Consider the following 17,545-nt stretch of genomic DNA (forward strand, 5'->3'; position numbering starts at 1 on the left):
CCCAAGGTCTTGTTCACTGTTTATTCGAATGAGTGAATGCCTTGCTCATCCTGACCCGAAAGCTCACCGGAAAAGGAAAGCACCTCCATGGCACTGTCAATATCTTCGTCAGCGTCCGTCTCCGAGATTATCGTCGATTCATTGCTCGAAGCGGGCGCTCAGCGTTGCTACGGCATCGTGGGTGACACCATCAACCACTTCACCGACGCCATTCGGCGCTCAGAGATGGAGTGGGTACATGTGCGGCACGAAGAGGTGGCCGGTTTCGCGGCAGGGGGCGAGTCCTTCATCAGTGGCGAGCTTTCCTGCTGTGCCGGTACCTGTGGGCCGGGCAGTACGCACTTTCTGAATGGCCTGATCGAATCACATCGCAATGGCGCACCAGTGGTGTTCATTGCCTCGCAGATCGATACCGCCGAGATGGGCGTCGGCTTCCCGCAGGATGTGGATCAGAAGGCGCTCTATTCCCAGTACAGCGTGTTCTGCGAGTACCTGACCAATCCTGAGAATGCTCGCCGCATGGTGGCCATCGCGGCGCAGAAGGCATTGGCGGAAGGCGGGGTCGCGGTGCTGATCGTGCCGGGGGACCTGTTCACCCAGAAGCCCAAGGGCTCGCTGCCGTGGCGTGCCCATCGCTTCGCGCCGGTGATTCGCCCCGGCGAGCAGGAGCTGGCCGCCGTGGCCGAGGCACTGAATGCGCCGGGCAAGGTCTCGATCTATGCCGGTATCGGCTGTCAGCACGCGCAGGAGGAAGTGCTGGCGCTGGCACGACGGCTCAAGGCGCCAATAGCCTGGACGTCGCGTGCCAAGGATTTCATCGAGCCGAACAATGAGCTCGAAGTCGGCATGACCGGCGTGTTCGGACTGCAGGGCGGCTACGAGGCCGTTGCGGAGTGTGACACCTTGCTGCTGCTCGGTTGCAGCTTCGCCTGGACCCAGTTCTATCCGGACAAGGCGACGGTGATCCAGGTCGATCTGGACCCCGGCAAGATCGGTATTCGCCACCCAGTGGATCTCGGGGTCGTCGGTAGCGTCAAGGACACCTGCGCGGCGCTGCTGACCCGTGTGGACCCGCGTGATGACAGCGCCTGGCTCGACAGCTGCCGCAAGAAGTATCTCGAAGCGCGAGACGATGCCGCCGTTACCTCTGATGACGAGCGTCTGATTCACCCGCAGGAGCTGACACTGGCGCTGGATCGCCATGCCAGCGAAGACGCCGTCTTCACCGCCGATGGCGGCAGCCCGATGGTGTGGTGCCTGCGCCACATTCGGGCCAACGGCAAGCGCCGCACGCTGCCGAGCCTGATGCATGGCACCATGGCCAATGCCTATCCTCAGGCCATCGGCATCCAGAAGGCCTACCCGCAGCGTCAGGTGATCGCCATGTGCGGCGATGGCGGTCTTGCCATGCTGATGGGGGACCTGCTGACCCTCAAGCAGGAGAAGGTCCCGCTCAAGATCGTCATCTTCAACAACAGCACGCTGGGCTTCGTCGAGCTCGAGCAGAAGGTCGAGGGCATCCTGGATACCTACACCGAACTCGAGAACCCCGACTTTTCGCTGCTGGCACAGTCCATGGGGCTGTGGGGGCGTCGCGTCGAGGAGAAGCACGAGCTGGATGAGGCGGTGCAGAGCCTGCTGGCCCAGGACGGCCCCGGGGTGCTCGAGGTCAAGGTCAACCGCATGGAGCTGGTGATGCCACCGCATGTGGAGGCCGGGCAGGTCGCCTCCACCGCGCTTTACTCCGCCAAGGCGGTGCTCAATGGTCGCATGGATGATGTGGTCGACCTGGTGCGCAACAACTTCACCAAGCGCTGAACAAATGACATGAGCCGGTAAACTGCTCAGTTATCTGTGCGCAGCTGATGCGAAAGAGGCCCCGATCCTGTGGATCGGGGCCTTCTGTGCCTTTCTGTCGGGGGGGATCGCTAGAATTTTTGCTACATTAGTTCCTTTCGTTGTTAACGGGGCACCTCGTGCTGCTCATATTAGAAATTTGCGTCGATTCGAGCTCAGGTTTGAAGTGCGGGTTATGGCTAAACAACGTTATCCTTTGTGGCCAGTATCCTTTTGACGGCAGCCGGCTCTTGGTGTAGTGATCGCAATGCTTGAATTCTCGAGTGGGCAGATGTCAATTGATATATGAACGAATATAGGAATTATTGGAATGAAAATTGCCATCGCAGGCACCGGATATGTCGGCCTCTCCAACGCCATGCTGCTCGCACAGCATCATGAAGTGATCGCACTGGATATCGTGCCAGGCAAGGTGGAAGGGCTGAACCGTGGTGTCGCACCGATTGAAGACGCCGAGATTGACGAGTTTCTGGCACGTGGGGACCTGAATTTCCGCGCTACCCTCGACAAGGAAGAGGCCTATCGTGGTGCCGATTTCGTGATCATCGCGACGCCGACGGATTACGATACCATTACCAACTACTTCAATACTTCCAGTGTGGAGTCGGTGATTCAGGATGTGCGCGACATCAATCCTGAGGCGGTGATGGTGATCAAGTCCACTGTCCCGGTGGGCTATACGGTAGAGGCGCGCGGGCGCTTTAACACCGAGAATCTGATCTTCTCTCCGGAATTCCTGCGCGAAGGCAAGGCGCTTTACGACAACCTGCATCCGTCTCGTATCATCGTCGGTGAGCGCTCCGAGCGTGCCGAGGTGTTCGCTGGTCTGCTCAAGGAAGGCGCGATCAAGCAGGGCATTGAAGTGCTCTTCACTGACAGCACCGAGGCGGAAGCCATCAAGCTGTTTGCCAATACCTACCTGGCGATGCGCGTTGCCTACTTCAATGAGCTGGATACCTACGCCGAGTCACATGGCCTGGACGCCAGGCAGATCATCGAAGGTGTGGGGCTGGACCCGCGCATCGGGCAGCATTATCACAACCCGTCATTCGGGTATGGGGGCTACTGTCTGCCGAAGGATACCAAGCAGTTGTTGGCCAATTATCAGGAAGTGCCCAACAACATGATCCAGGCCATCGTCGATGCCAACACCACGCGCAAGGATTTCATCGCGGAATCCGTGCTCAAGCGCAACCCGCAGGTGGTGGGGGTGTATCGCCTGGTGATGAAGTCCGGTTCTGACAACTTCCGCGCCAGTGCCATGCAGGGCGTGATGAAGCGCATCAAGGCCAAGGGCGTGGAAGTGGTGGTATACGAGCCTGTGCTGGAAGAAGACACCTTCTTCGGTTCACGCGTCATGCGTGATCTCGAGGCGTTCAAGCAGGAAGCGGATGTCATCCTGAGCAATCGCATGGCGGAAGAGCTCGCTGATGTGGTCGACAAGGTCTACACCCGCGATCTGTTCGGCAACGATTGATCCAGAGCTCTGATTCTTGATCGAAACGAAAACGCCGCATCCTTGTGATGCGGCGTTTTCGTATGGACTCACAGGGAACGGGGTAGAGGGAGCAGGTGATGACTTTCATGCTGCGTGCCTGATGCCAAGGAGGAGGGCAGTTGTGTCAGGCTATCCCGCTCATCAAGCTCACGATGACTCTCTGCCGAATTCGGTTGAGTTGCCTGTATCACCGTTCACATCGTCATCATTGGATCAGGAAGGCAAGGTATGCCGTCATTCGCTTCTGCTGCGCGCTCGGATTCATCCGGTGTTGCTCCGTATTTTTCCTCTAAGATCTCGCGCGCCGTTTCTTGCTGTGTCTTCCTGTTCGGCTTGCTTAGCCTGGTGATGCCTTCTGGCTATAGCCTGGGACCGGCGTTGCTGGTGTTGATCAGTGGCTATTGTCTGCTGCGCGAGCCGCGCAGGCTGTTGAGGGCCGCCCACAAGCAAGACCTGGCAGTAATCGGCGTGGTGGCAGGCCTCGCGGCCTTGTTGCTGGTGAGCATCCTGCTGCAGGGGGATGCATGGCAGACGACAGGAGTGCCGATTCGTCTGTTGCTGGCTGTGCCGGTGCTGTTGCTGGTGTTGTCGTGCCCACCCTCGCTCGGCGCCATGTGGGGCGGGTTGGTCCTCGGCAGTGTACTGACCGGTAGCTGGGCGATGTGGCAGAAGCTGGTGTGGGGTGTGCATCGTGCAGGTGGCTTCACCAATACCATCAACTTCGGCGATATCTGCATGTTGATGGGGCTGATGTGTCTGGCAGGCCTTGGCTGGGCGATGAGTCAGGTGGGAGCTCGGCGGCGCTATTGGTTGCTGGCGCTGCTGATCGGCGGCGCGTTTGGCATCATCGGCTCCTTGATGTCGGGGACGCGCGGCGGCTGGATCGGCTTCCCGTTTGCCGCCTGGGTGTTGTATCGCAGTTATGGTGAGGTGATCTCGCGGCGTGTGCTGCGGCTGGGCGTCTTCATGTGTGCCGGGGTGATCGCCCTGATGGTGATCACCCCGGCAACCGGTATCCAGCAACGTGTCGAAGCCGGTGTCTCGGATGTCACGAAGTACGTGGAGGACCGCAATGCCGGCACCTCGGCGGGGGCGCGCCTCGAGATGTGGCGGGGCGCCTTGCTGATGATTGCCGAGCAGCCGTGGCTAGGCAGGGGCGAGACCGGTTACGCCGAGGCGCGTGATGCGATGATCGAACAGGGCGAGCTGAGCCGCCATGTGCAGGAGTATTCGCATCCCCATAACGAGTTTCTCGATGCGTGGGTCAAGCGCGGGATATTGGGGCTGCTTTCGTTGCTGGCTCTGTATCTGGTGCCGCTGCGCCTCTTCTATCGTCGCCTGGACAGTGACGACCTGACATTGCGCTCACTGGCTGTCGCCGGGGTACTGCTGCCGCTGACCTTCCTCGATTTCGGGATGACCTGGGTGATGTTCTCCCAGGCCAGCGGCGTGATGGTCTACGCCTACTGGTTAGCGATCGTGTGGGGTAAGTTGCATGCCCATGAGCGCCGCCTTGAGGCAGCGTCGCCTGCCGCTTGCGATACAGCCCAAGCCAAGCATGTCTGATCGGCATGTCTGCATGGAATGTCAGACCTGAAGAGGCGACAGCGTTCAGCGCTTGGCGCTCTGGTGATTCGACGCTCTGGCGCTTCGGCACTCTGGAGAGGCTTTGACCTGAGCACGTACGGGGTCTACAGTACGCGCAAATTTGAGCAGTCGCTCACGAATATTGACGAGCGGTGAAGCCTATTGCCTTGCCGCTCAGGAGAATGGATATGCAAGACAAGCTCAAGATCGACATCGTCTCCGATGTGGTGTGCCCGTGGTGCATCATCGGTTACAAGCGCCTCGAGAGCGCCATTCAGTCACTGGGCCTGGAAGACAAGGTCGAGATCGAATGGCAGCCCTTCGAGTTGAACCCGGACATGCCGGCTCATGGCGAGAACCTGCGCGCGCACTCTGAACGCAAGTACGGCACCACGCCCAAGGGCAGTGTCGAGGCGCGCCAGAACCTCGCCAACCTGGCGGCCGAGGAAGGGCTGGTCTTCAACTACTTCGACGACATGCGCATGGTCAATACCTTCGAGCTGCACGTACTGCTCGAGTACGCCGCCGAGCAAGGCATGCAGCATGACCTGATGATGCAGTTCTTCGCGGACTTCTTCACGCTGCAGAAGGACATGTCGGACCGCGCCGTGATGGCGGACTCGCTGGCAGCGGTCGGGCTGGACGCCACGGAAGGTCTCGCGCAACTCGATGACGCCGAGGCACGTGAGCAGGTGGTGCAACATGAGAACCACTGGAAGCAGATGGGGATCTCCAGCGTGCCGACCTTCGTCTTCAACCGCCGCAGTGCCCTCAGCGGTGCTCAGCCCAAGGAAGTGTTCGAGCAGGTGCTGAGCGAGCTGATGGCTGAGCAGTCTTGAGTCACTGATACCTGGCTCTAGCACTTATTCCTGTCGTGACAAAAACGCGGCCCCGCTGAAAAGCGGGGCCGCGTTTTTCGTTGTGAGGGGGCAGCAGTGAAGGCATTGCGAAACCCCGATCAGCCTTGGCTCACCATTCTGACTTCCTGCGCTGACTTGTCACTCTGGCTCACAACCTTGGTCAAAGACCCGCCTTGATATTGCTCAGCTGCTGCATGAGCGTGTCGAGGACGGCGTCGACCTGCGCTTCGGTGTGCTCGCAGGAGAGGAAGAAACGCAGTCGCGCGCTCTTCTCCGGCACGGCGGGGTGCAGGATGGGCTGGACGTTGAAGCCTGCCTCGAACAGTTGATTGGAGAGGCGAGCGGCCACCAGCGAGCTGCCCAGAATCACCGGTACGACGGCAACGCCCAGGCTGTCGCCGACATCGAGTCCCAGGGCGCGGGCGCGCTTGAGGAAGTAGCCGGAGACATCGTGCAGGCGGGCGATGCGCTGCCTGGCATCGTCGCCCTGGAGCAGTTCGAGAATCTTCAGCGAGGGTGCGGCGACCTGTGCCGGCATGCCCACCGAGTAGAGGAAGCCCGGCGCGAAGTAGCGAAGCATGCTGACCAGCTCCTTGCAGCCGGCGATATAGCCGCCGCAGCCGGACAGCGTCTTGCTCATCGTGCCCATCCAGATATCGACGTCACGCGCAGCGATGTCGTAATGCTCTCTCAGGCCAAGACCGCGCTCGCCGAGCACGCCGAAGGAGTGGGCTTCGTCGACCATCAACCAGCAGCGGTACTTCTGCTTGAGGGCGATCAGGCGCGGCAGGTCCGGCACGTCGCCGTCCATGCTGTAGAGGCCTTCGGTGACGATCAGTACGCGCTCGAACTTGCCCCGCTGGGCACGCAACAACGCTTCCAGCGCGTCCGGGTCATTGTGCGCGAAGGGCATGCGGCGGGCGCCGGACAGCTGGGCGCCGACCAGCGAGCTGTTGTGGATCCACTCGTCATGCAGGATCAGGTCCTTCGGGCCGAGCAGATAGCCCAGCGTGGAGACATTGGTGGCGTGGCCACTGACGAAGACCACCGCATCCTCGACGTCGTAGGTGCGCGCGACGGCGGCTTCCAGCTGCTGATGGATCGGGCGCTCGCCGGAGACGGCGCGCGAGGCCGACACCGAGGTGCCATAGTGCGCGGCAGCGTCAGCCGCGGCCTTGACCACTTCCGGATGGCGCGAGTAGTCGAGGTAGTTGTAGCTGGCGAAGTTGACCAGCTCGCGCCCCTCGATACGCGTCGTGGCACCGGCGCAGCCTTCATGCACGCGGAAGAAGGGTTCCGGCACCCCAAAGGCGGCGCCGGCCTGCTGCATCATGCTGAGCTGCTGATAGCCCGGTTGGCGATCGAAACGCACGAAATCATCACTGATCTGAAGCGGTTCAGCGCTCTTGTGGGCGAAGATATCCTCATCATTCGACTGCGTATTGGCCGGGCGAGTGCGGCGCGCACGCGCCTTGTCGAGCAGTTGCTGCTTCATGTCACTGGCGGATGAACCGGGGGAATTGCGGGTTGCCAAGAGTCGAGTTCCTTACACATGTGATGCTGACCCAAAAACGGGCGCAAGAGCCTTGGCTCTCCGCCCGTCGGGTATCTTCAAGCTGATCGTGTGCGCTGACGAGGCATGGGCCTTGGCGAGAGCGGGGACTGCTGTCAGGGCCCGATCTGGCGATTTCCGTCTGCCTGTCACCGTTGCGCGAATGGGTCGACGTTACGCCAAGATGGCGCATGGCACCAGCCCACACCTGCCATCCGGCATGATGGCGTGGGCTGGGGACAGGGTGGAGGTGGCTACTTGCTGACCATCTCTCCGCGCTCTGTCAGCGTGGCCGTCTCGCCGCCATGCTGCTTCACCAGCTGCGCCATGGCCTGGTCTTCGGCGCTGCTTTCGGCTTCTTCGCCGTCGGCATTGCCCATCTTGTGCATCAGGCGCTCCGCGAGTCGCCACAGGGTGGCGGCTTCACTGATCATCATCACCGGAATGCTGATCCCCAGGCGTGCCTCGACCGCCGTCATCAGCTCGACCCCCATCAGCGAGTCGAAGCCCATGTCATAGACGCTCTTGTTGACGTCGATGGCGCTGACGTCGATCAACAGAATCTTGCTCAGCTCGCCCTTGAGAATCTCGACGATGGCGGTCTGCAACGCTTCGCCGCTCAATCCCGCCAGTGCCGTGGCGATATCATCCTGCTGCGCCTGGCTGTTGTCATCCTCACCGGCGCGGCGGGCGATTTCCTCGAAGCGGGGCGTGGCGGCGGTCGGCAGGAAGCGTGCAAGCGCGCCCCAGTCCAGTTCCAGCACGCCCAATGAGCGCCCCGGCAGGCCGAGTGTCTGGGCCTGCTGATCCGCACTGATCATCTCGCCGAGACAGGCCAGCGCGTGGTCCGCCATCAGCGCATCGCCGCCGAGGCGATTCTTGAGTGCTTCGCGGGTCTTCTCGTTGCGTGCCAGGAAGCCGGCATCCTCGATAGCGCCCCAGCGTGCGCAGGTGGCGGGCAGGCCACGCGCACGACGGTTGGCGGCGAGCCCTTCCAGCCAGTGGTTGGCCGCCACGTAGACGCTCTGTCCCGGGTTGCCGAACAGGGTGGTGGCCGAGGAGTAGAGCACGAAGAAGTCCAGCGCATGCTCGGCACTCAGGCGATCCAGCAGGCGCGCGCCTTCCAGTTTCGGCGTCATCACGCGCTGGATGCGCTCGGCATCGAGATGGCGAATCAGCGCATCATCGATCACCGCGGCGGCATGGATGATGCCCTTGAGCGGTGCGATGCCATCGCCGTCAACGGGCTTGCCGAAGCGTGCGAACACCTTTGATAACGCGGCGTCATCGGCGACATCACAGGCCAGCGCATGCACGTTCACACCCTGGGCCTCGAGACGCGCGACACCTTGCTGCGCTTCTTCACTGGCCGCGCCGGAGCGCCCGAGCAGTACCAGCTCACGCGCGCCCATCGCGGCCAGCCACTCGGCGCTGCGCAGGCCAAAGCCGCCCAGACCGCCGGTGACCAGATAGCTGGCCGCCGGGTCGATCATCAGTGTCTTTTGATTGGCCGCTAGCGCGTCGCGCTGATGGGGTATTGCACTTGCCCCCGCACTTGTCTGCTCCGCGGCGTGTTCGGCGACGCGCTGAGTGACGACGACCTTGCCGATCTGGCGGGCCTGCTGCATGTAGCGGAAGGCCTCGACCACCTGGCTGGCATCGAAGGTGGTGTAGGGCAGCGGTGCCAGGGTGCCGTCCTCGAACAGCGCCATCATCTCGCGGAACAGGCGCGTGGTCAGGCCCGGGCATTCCTTCATCAGCTGATCGGAATCGATGCCGAAGTAGCTGAGGTTATTGCGGAACGGGCGCAGCCCCATCGGGGTGTTCTCGTAGAAGTCGCGCTTGCCCAGCTCACAGAAGCGTCCGAACGGCTTGAGCACGCGCAGGTTCTGGGCGATGGCTTCACCGGCCAGTGAATTGAGCACCACATCGACACCACGGGCATCGACAGACGGATCGCGCTGCTGACGTGCGGCGAGATCGGCCAGGATATCCTCGGCGAAGCCATGGCTGCGCGAGTCATAGACGTTGTCGATGCCCATCAGCGCCAGGAAGTCGCGCTTGGCCGGCGAGCCGACGGTGGCGAATACCTCGGCGCCCAGCCACTCGGCGATCTGCAATGCCGCGATGCCCACGCCGCCGGCGGCGCCGTGAATCAGTACCTTCTCGCCTTCTTCCAACCGCGCCAGATGCTTGAGCGCGTAGTAGACGGTGAAGAAGGTGGTCGGGATGGTCGCTGCGGCTTCCAGACTGACACCGTGGGGCACATGGGCCAGCGCCGTATCGGCGATCACCAGACGGTCGGAGAAGCTGGCCGGGCCGAAGCCGACCACGCGCTCGCCGACCTTGAATTCGGCATTGGTGCCGGCCTGAGTGACGATGCCGGAGAACTCGAGCCCCAGGCTCGGGCCGGAGAAGCCGTGTTCGATGGCTTCATCCGACAGCAGGCCGAGGGTGTACATGACATCGCGGAAGTTGAGGCCGGTCGCCTCGACACGTACTTCGACTTCGCCGGCTGCCACGGCGGGCAGAATACGTGGCTGCCATTCCAGATTGCGCAATTGGCCGGGTTGGCTGAAGCCGAGGCTGACGCCGTGGCGCTGAGCGCCTGAGGTTTGCGAGCCTGAGATCTGCGAGAGGGAATTCTCGCAGGCAATGGCCTGCTGAGGCGCCGCCACCTGACGCAGGCGTGTCGCGAAGCGTGCGCCAGTGGCATCCAACACCACTTCCTGCTCATGATCCGGCGCTTCGAGTTCCTGCACCAGCGCGCCCATTAAGGCAAGCATGCTGACGGCAGCGTGCTCCAACGTCGGTGTATCCAGCAGGCGAATGGCCAGCGACTGGCTTTCGTTGGCCAGACTGCGTGCAAAGCCCCAGCTGGCCGCATCCGCCGGTGGAGTCGCTGCGGGGGCGTCGCTTGTCTGCCACAGCGTCGCCACGTCATATGTCAGCACCCACAGGGTCGGGGCGAGACGGCTGTCGTCCTGCTCCTGGGCGCTGTCAAAGGCCTGGGCGACCTGTGTCAGCAGCTGTTGGCGTGCGCACTGGAGGGCGTTGGTGCTGTCCGTATCATTCTGCTCAGCTGTCGCCGCCGCGCTGGGCAGCGCGATCAGGTGATCAACGTCGCCAAGCTGCTCGATCAGTGCGGAGACGTCCGCAGGCAGGCTGGCTGACAGACGCTGATGGCTGACTTGATGTCCGCGTGCGGCGAGCGAGTCGCTCAAGCGCGTCAGCAGTGCCTGATCCGCCGGTGCCTGCGGGCAATCCATCAACGCGATGGAGAGAGTGGCGGCTTGGCTTTCCACTGACTCACTTGCCGCCGTCTGGCCTTCCGCAAGCGGTGCCTGAGCGGCAAGCGTCGCGGACAGCCACCAGGCGCCTGATGTTTCAGTCCCCAGGTGATCGCTGGCCAGGTGATCGCTGGCAGGCGCTGGTGACTCGATGTCGAGGCCCAGCTGGGTCAAGAGACGCTGCCATTGCGCGATGCCCGGATGACTGCGCAGCTGCTCACCATCATCGAGGGCCAGAATCGGCCCGGCCCAGGCCGCCGGCTCACAGCCACACAGCAGCAGCTGCGCGCCGGGGGCCAGACGGGCGATCAGTGCTGTCAGCAGCTCGCGCGCCTGTGACGGTGCCTCGAAGTCCAGATGCACGATGGCGAGCTTAGCCTTGCGGGTCGTGGCGGTGTCCTGGAAGGCCTCGCCCGCGATCACGTCGATCAGCGGCAAGTCATCCTGCAGGCGATTGGCTTCACTGAGGGCGCCGGCACTGGCGGCCACGAAGCGGTAATCCAGCGCTGAGTAGCGACCGTTGCGTGCATCCGCCTCGCGCAGTGTCGCGAGACGCTGGCCCAGCCAGGGGCCGCCGGCACCCAGCTCCAGCACATCGAGGCGCTGCCCGGCAGGCAGGGCGGCAAGTGCGCTGCTGATGCGTTGATCGAGCTGTGCGCTCAACCACTGCCAGCCGGCATTGCCGACCGCCGTCTTGAGCAGCGTCGGGATCAGCGGCTGGCGCAGATGCTCCAGTGCGGCACTGGCGTCCGTCGAGAGCAGCGCCTCGTGTCCTGCCACCGCTTCATCAGCCTGAGTCCTTTCTGACTGAGTCCCGCCCAAGGGCATGCCGCGATTGAGCCATTCATCCAGGTGCAGGTGCAGGCGACCGGCGGCATGCGTCAACGGGAACTGGCCCGGGTAGTCGCGTACCAGCAGCTGCCAGATGTCATTGGCGGCGGGCAGATCCAGCGAATTGATTTGCCAGTCGCCGCTGTCGAGTGCTTCCGTCAGGCCTTGTGACTCGGCCCAGTCGAGCAGGGCACGGCTGAACAGCGGACAACGGCGCTGCCAGCGCGACAGAGCCTCGTGATCGAGATGGGCCAGTTCCGGGTCGCCCGGCGCGGCGTGACGCAGCAGGGTCTCGTGCACGCTGGCGAGCATCAGGCTGTCGAGCAGCGGCTCCAGCTCATCGCGGAAGCATTGGCTGTCGGCCAGCAGCGTCTGTGCGCTGGCGGCCGCGTCGCTCACACCCACATTCTCACCAACATTCGCCTCACCACCCTCACCGCCATCGGCAGCTTCTGACGCCTGCATGGCGTCATTCACCAGGCCTGCGAGATCCAAGGCCGGGGCGGACGGCTGAGTGAGCGGGTGCGGGGCGGCAGTCAGTTCGATATCCAGATAATCCAGATGCGCCGTGCCATCACGTCCCAGGCGTACGGCGCGGAAGCGGGCCTCTTCGGCAACGGCCACGGCGCGGCCTTCGGCGTCGAACAGTTCGAAGTCGGCGCACAGGGAGTGCGGGCCACGCGAGCGCAGCACGACGCGTGCGGTGACGATCTGCGAGGCGCGTACCTGCTCACGCACCTGCAGGCGCCCCACGCGCACCGGCACGAAGGCCATGCCATTGCTGGCCGCCATCTGGCCCTTGAGCACGCCCAGCAGCGGAATGAACAGCTGGAAGGCGCTGTCGAGCACGCCGGGATGCAGGTGGAAGTCGGCGTCCTGGCTGGCCATTTCCTCGGTCAGCGAGAAACGGGCCAGTACCTGCGGACGCGCAGTGCCTGGTGCGTGGTGGTCGGCGCCCGCGTCGACCCAGATCTGCTCGGCGGCGCGGAAATGCGGACCGTAATGCAGGCCGAGTTGCGCGGCAGCCGCCACGTGCTCATCGCGGCCGAAATCGGCGGCGCGAGTGGGCATGATCGGGGCGGCTCGCTCCAGCAGGCGTCCACGTGTGGCGGTGAAGGCGCGCGCCACGGCGTGCAGATTCCACTTGTCGGCATCCTCCGCGCGTGTCTCACGACTCTCCAGACGCATGGCGCCATTGGCGCTGTCCAGCGACAGGCGGGTCAGACGCAGCGTGCTGTCATCGAGCAGCAGCGGGGCGCGAATCTCGAAGTCTTCCAGATCCAGTACGTCGGGCAGGCTGTCCGCATCGGCGCTGGCGGCCTGCCATTCGTGGGCGGCGGCCAGACATTGCTCCAGATAGCCGGCCCCCGGGAAGACGGCACTCTCGCCGACCTGGTGATCGGCCAGCCACGCGACCTTCTGGGTATCGAGCTGGGCTTCCCAGGTCAGGCGTTGCTGGGCGAGACGATAGCCGAGCAGCGGATGTACGTAATGACGATCCAGCAGACGCTGGCTTTCGCTGGTGGTCTGGATCCAGCACGGGATGCGTTGCCACGGGTAGCTTGGCAGCTCGACGAACTGACCGGCGACCGGGAACAGGCCGGTGATGTCGACGGCGCCGGAAAGCAGCACGCGACCGCGCAGATGCTCCAGGGCATCTACCCCGGCATGGCGTCGGTCGAGGCTGGCGAGTACCTGGCCGGCGGGTGCCTCGTCACTGCGTGCCTTGAGGATGTCGTTCAGGTAGCTGCGCAGGATCGGGTGCGCGCCGATCTCGACCAGCAGGCGATGGCGGCCGAGGGCAGCGTTCTCTTCTGCCTCGGAGTGCCAGTTGACCAGTGAGGTGACGGCGGCCTCGAACATGACCGGCTGGCGGATGTTCTCCCACCAGTAGCGTGCATCCAGCTGCTCGCCGGCAATGACGCTGCCGGTCACGGTGGAAATGAACGGGGTATGGGTGGTGCGGGGCGTCAGGCCGTCGAGGGATTCGAGCAGGCCGGGCTTGATCGGGTCCATCGCCGGGCTGTGGAAGGCGTAATCCAGCCCCAGCACTCGCGCGAAGGCGCCCTGGGCGGAGAGCTCCTTGCTCAGCGCTTCCAGCAGCTCACGCTCGCCGGCCAGGGTGGTGCCGCGTGGGCCATTGATGCCAGCCAGTGACAGCGACGCCCATTGCGGCTGCTCCAGCCACTCGCGCATCTCGCACTCGCCGAGACCGACGGCCATCATCGCGCCGGTGCCACGGGTGCGCCCCTGGTGGTAGCTGCGCTGGAAGATGACGCGGGTGGCCTGTTCGAGCGTCAGCGCGCCACTGGCCCAGGCGGCAGCGACTTCGCCGACGCTGTGGCCGGTGACGGCAGCGGGGCGGATACCGCGTTCGATCAGCCATTCGGTGACCGCGACCTGCAGCGCGAACAGCGTCGGTTGGGCGATCTCGGTGGCGTCCAGGCGGTTCTCGCCATTCTCGCTCAGGCTGCCGTCCAGCTCCTTGAGCAGCTCGAAACCATTGAAGTCACGGAAGGCGACATCGAGGCGCTCCAGGCAGGCGCGCACGCTGGCGGATTCTTCCAGCAGGGCACGACCCATGCCGGCCCACTGGCAGCCATTGCCGGAATACACGAACACCGGGCCGCGCTCTTGCTGCACGCTGCTGAGGGCGTTTGCGCCATGGCGTGGCGAGGCACCATTGTCGCTGGCGCTCGGCAATGCCGGCAGACGGTCCGCCAGGGTGATGCGCGGATGGTCACCGAGATCCCCCTCGCTGCCGAGGGTGTCGAGGTCCTCAAGCAGGGTGGTGAAGGTGTCTGCGCTGAGCAGGGCACCATGCACATGGTGCTCGCGGCGGGCGGCCAGCTGCCAGGCGAGATCGTAGAGGCTGGGCGCCATGTCGTGGGCGGCGAGCTCACGCAGGTGCTCTGCCAGCTCCAGTGCGGATTGCTTGAGCGCCTGCGGTGAACGGGCACTCAGGCGCAGCGGCGGCGTCTGTTCACCTTCAGTGTGCGGTTGCGCTACCGACTGTTCGGGAGCACTTTCCAGCAGCACGTGGGCATTGGCGCCACCGAAGCCGAAGGAGTTGACCCCGACGACCAGACGGCCGTCTGCCTTGAGCTTGCGCGGCTGGGTGACGATATCCAGATTCCACTCGTCGGTGCGAATCTTCGGATTCAGACGCTGGATCTTGATCGTCGCGGGCACTTCACGGTGCGCGATCACGCCGAGTGCCTTGGCCAGGCCTGCCACGCCAGAGGCGGTTTCCAGGTGGCCCATGTTGCTCTTGATCGAGCCGATCGGCAGCGGACTGGAGCGCTTCTGGCCGATGGCGGCACCGATGGCACGGGTTTCCAGCGGGTCACCGACCGCGGTGCCGGTACCGTGGGCCTCGAGATAGTCGATATCGTCCGGGCTGATGCCGGCCTGCTCGCAGGCCTGTTCCATCAGCTGGATCTGCGCCGCCGGGTTGGGCACGGTCAGGCCGGACTTGTAGCCGTCGGTATTGACCACGGAAGAGGCCACCACGGCGAGAATGCGGTCGCCATCGGCGGTGGCCTGGTCGAGATCCTTGAGCAGGAAGACACCGCCGCCTTCAGAGCGGGCATAGCCGTCGCCGGCTTCATCGAATACCTGGCAGCGGCCGGTCTTCGACAGCATCGTGGCCTTGGAGAAGATCAGGAAGCCGTAAGGATGCAGGTGGAGACTGATGCCGCCGGTCAGCGCCATGTCGGTCTCACCGCTTCTGATCGACTGGCAGGCCTGGTGGAAGGCGACCATTGAAGAAGAGCAGGCGGTATCCAGCGACAGGCTCGGGCCGTGCAGGTCGAAGGCATACGACAGGCGGTTGGAGGCCACGCTGGAGGTATTGCCGGTCGCGGTATTCGGGCCGATGGCGCTGAGGTCATCCGCCATGCGATAGGAATAATCCAGACTCGCGATGCCCATGAAGACGCCACAGCGTGAGCCGCGCATCTTCTCGGCCGGGATGCCGGCATGCTCGATGGCTTCCCAGCTCATCTCCAGCAGCATGCGTTGCTGGGGGTCCATGCTGGCGGCTTCGCGCGGGCTGATGCCGAAGAAGGCCGGGTCAAAGCCTGTGATGTCGCCCAGCGAACCTGCGGCGAAGCTGTAGCTCATGCCCGGGGCTTTCTTGTCCGGGTGCGAGAGAGACTCCTTGCTCCAGCGGTCGTCGGCGACTTCGGTCACCATGTCCTTGCCGGTCAGGAGGTCGTCCCACAGGGTGGCCTGAGTAGTGCCGGGGAAACGGCTGGCTGCGCCGATGATGGCAACGCGTCGGGTCATGACAAGCTCCTGAACTTCTGAGTCACGGCACTGTGGCGAGCATGTTTCGCGGTCGCCTTCAGCAGCGCACTTCCTAATGTATCGATATTGATGACGCGCGGGTCGCCCTTGCGGCATTGCTCGTCAGTCTTGAAGGGCCCTTCACAATCGAGGGCCCACTCCATCAGCTCCGGGTCCTTGTCGCGCACGGCCGCCATGGTCTGGCGGGCGGTGTCGTCGGACTCCGGCAGGGCGCTGGACCAGATGAAGCTGTCGGTCACGCCATTGGGCTCGCCCAGGGTCGTATAGACCTCGGGCATGATCGGCACATGGTCTCCATAGAAACACAGCAGCCCGCCGCGCGGCAGTCGCGCCAGCGCGGTGGTGAGCTGATCGATCATCGCATCGGCATTCACTAGGTGGCGCAGATAGATGCCCAGTTCCTGACAGTTCTCCGGCAGGTCTCCGTCATACCACTCCGGCAGACGTGCACTGTCGAAGGTTTCCAGATGCAGCGGGCCGTGATTCTCCATGGTGATCACCTGGATGAACAACGGCGTATCGCCGGCTTCCAGCAGGCAGTCTTCGACCTTGGCCGCCACGGCGGCATCGCTGATGTACTGGCCACTCTTGTCGGCATCGCTGAAGTGGGCGATGTCGAGAAATTCATCGAAGCCGAGCTGTTTCAGCACCTGATTGCGCAGATAGAAGGTGCCGGGATAGGGATGGATGCACAGCGTGCGATAGCCCATTGCCTTGTAGCTGGCGGCCAGATTGGGCACGGCGCGACGCGCCAGCTGATGGTAGGGGTTGAACTGGTGCACGCCGAGCTCTTCGGCGGTCAGGCCCGTCAGGAAAGCGGTTTCGGTGCGCACGGTATTGGCGCCCCAGGCCGGCACGGCCAGACGACCACACGGCAGGCCCTGGGCCAGGGCGGTGAAGTGGCAGCGGTCCAGGTTCGGCAGCAGGTCGTCACGTACCCGAGGGTAGACGCGACGGGCATCGAAGAAGGATTCGCTCTGCACGCTGACGACATGGGGCAGTGCCTTGCTGGCATTCTCATCATCGAGTTCGCGCAAGGAGGCGTCGAGCTCGCGCTGTGCTTCCTCCAACGGATTGCGCTGCGGCGTCAGCGGGCGACGCGCCAGCCGCGCATAGGCCAGCAGGTAGGCCACCATGCCCAGCTCGCTCAGGTCGAACTCGGGGACCAGCATTACCTTGCTGGCCAGACGGTTGCCCAGGGCGTAGGTCAAGACGCTCGCGCCGATCAGAACGCTGATCAACGGCACCAGCCATAGAGCAGCGTTGCCTGAGTAGGCGGCGGAGAAGCCCAGCGCGGGCTCGAGCCAGAGTCCCAGACCGATCGCCAGCGCCCCTGCTGTGGTCGCGGCGATGGTCAGCCCGATGCCGAAGAAGGGGATGTACAGGCGCGGGTGCTTGATTGCGTCGGTGAAGTACTCGAAGTCCTGGCTGAGGAAGGGTTCGCGCAGCGACACGTACTTGGTGTGGCTGACCTGCAGCACCACCAGCCACAGCGCATTGACGACGATCAGCGAGAACCAGGGCCGCTGGGTGATCAAGGTGCACAGTGACCAGCTGGCGCACCAGTACCCGACATGTGCCAGCCTGGCGCTGACGGGGCGACGCCAGAATGCGGCTGGCGGTGTCGTCATCTGTTTCAGCAACAGATGCTCAAGCCCCAGCGTCAGCCCGAGGCCGACCAGCAGTGGCCCGGCCATGAAAGACACAAACGCAATGACAAACTCCATGTAATGCCGACCTCGTTAGCCTCTGCCGTCGC

The 17,545-nt window shown here is 63.6% G+C and carries 7 protein-coding genes; 4 read left to right on the forward strand and 3 right to left on the reverse strand.

Going from position 1 to position 17,545, the window contains the following annotated elements; translation table 11 throughout:
• The first annotated feature begins 87 nt into the window (after positions 1–87).
• The 4 genes from ACJJV2_RS06160 (at position 88) to ACJJV2_RS06175 (ending at position 5,781) form a co-directional block, all read left to right on the forward strand.
• Positions 88–1,818, forward strand: a complete 1,731-nt coding sequence (locus ACJJV2_RS06160) for a thiamine pyrophosphate-dependent enzyme (RefSeq protein WP_405279011.1) — start codon at positions 88–90, stop codon at positions 1,816–1,818.
• Between the two features lie 349 nt (positions 1,819–2,167).
• A complete protein-coding gene (locus tag ACJJV2_RS06165) occupies positions 2,168–3,334 on the forward strand; it encodes a nucleotide sugar dehydrogenase (RefSeq protein WP_405279013.1) in 1,167 nt (388 codons plus the stop codon).
• A 249-nt stretch (positions 3,335–3,583) separates the two neighbouring features.
• A complete protein-coding gene (locus ACJJV2_RS06170) occupies positions 3,584–4,921 on the forward strand; it encodes an O-antigen ligase family protein (protein WP_405279015.1) in 1,338 nt (445 codons plus the stop codon).
• A gap of 209 nt (positions 4,922–5,130) precedes the next feature.
• Positions 5,131–5,781 (forward strand): DsbA family oxidoreductase, encoded by a 651-nt coding sequence (locus tag ACJJV2_RS06175; protein ID WP_054557317.1) that lies wholly within the window; start codon positions 5,131–5,133, stop codon positions 5,779–5,781.
• Positions 5,782–5,962: 181 nt separating this feature from the next.
• Here ACJJV2_RS06175 and ACJJV2_RS06180 read toward each other — a convergent pair whose 3' ends face one another.
• The 3 genes from ACJJV2_RS06180 to ACJJV2_RS06190 all read right to left on the reverse strand — a co-directional run bounded on the left by ACJJV2_RS06180 (position 5,963) and on the right by ACJJV2_RS06190 (position 17,483).
• Positions 5,963–7,297, reverse strand: coding sequence for an aminotransferase class I/II-fold pyridoxal phosphate-dependent enzyme (locus ACJJV2_RS06180; protein ID WP_216060927.1), 1,335 nt, complete (start codon positions 7,295–7,297; stop codon positions 5,963–5,965).
• A gap of 311 nt (positions 7,298–7,608) precedes the next feature.
• The gene (locus tag ACJJV2_RS06185; RefSeq protein ID WP_405279018.1) at positions 7,609–15,765 is read right to left on the reverse strand and encodes an SDR family NAD(P)-dependent oxidoreductase; all 8,157 of its coding nucleotides are present in this window, start codon (positions 15,763–15,765) and stop codon (positions 7,609–7,611) included.
• A complete protein-coding gene (locus ACJJV2_RS06190; protein ID WP_405279020.1) occupies positions 15,762–17,483 on the reverse strand; it encodes an LTA synthase family protein in 1,722 nt (573 codons plus the stop codon). The genes ACJJV2_RS06185 and ACJJV2_RS06190 overlap by 4 nt, the downstream gene beginning before the upstream one ends.
• Positions 17,484–17,545 lie beyond the last annotated feature (62 nt).

Origin of the sequence: Cobetia sp. Ld8 (assembly GCF_045066615.1) — a bacterium.
GTDB classification, from domain to species: Bacteria; Pseudomonadota; Gammaproteobacteria; order Pseudomonadales; family Halomonadaceae; genus Cobetia; species Cobetia amphilecti.

Excerpts from the sequence above, each read along its gene's own strand:
- ACJJV2_RS06185 (WP_405279018.1), bottom strand. The coding sequence starts at position 15,765 with ATGACCCGACGCGTTGCCATCATCGGCGCAGCCAGCCGTTTCCCCGGC.
- ACJJV2_RS06175 (WP_054557317.1), top strand. The coding sequence starts at position 5,131 with ATGCAAGACAAGCTCAAGATCGACATCGTCTCCGATGTGGTGTGCCCG.
- ACJJV2_RS06160 (WP_405279011.1), top strand. The coding sequence starts at position 88 with ATGGCACTGTCAATATCTTCGTCAGCGTCCGTCTCCGAGATTATCGTC.
- ACJJV2_RS06170 (WP_405279015.1), top strand. The coding sequence starts at position 3,584 with ATGCCGTCATTCGCTTCTGCTGCGCGCTCGGATTCATCCGGTGTTGCT.
- ACJJV2_RS06180 (WP_216060927.1), bottom strand. The coding sequence starts at position 7,297 with ATGAAGCAGCAACTGCTCGACAAGGCGCGTGCGCGCCGCACTCGCCCG.
- ACJJV2_RS06190 (WP_405279020.1), bottom strand. The coding sequence starts at position 17,483 with ATGGCCGGGCCACTGCTGGTCGGCCTCGGGCTGACGCTGGGGCTTGAG.
- ACJJV2_RS06165 (WP_405279013.1), top strand. The coding sequence starts at position 2,168 with ATGAAAATTGCCATCGCAGGCACCGGATATGTCGGCCTCTCCAACGCC.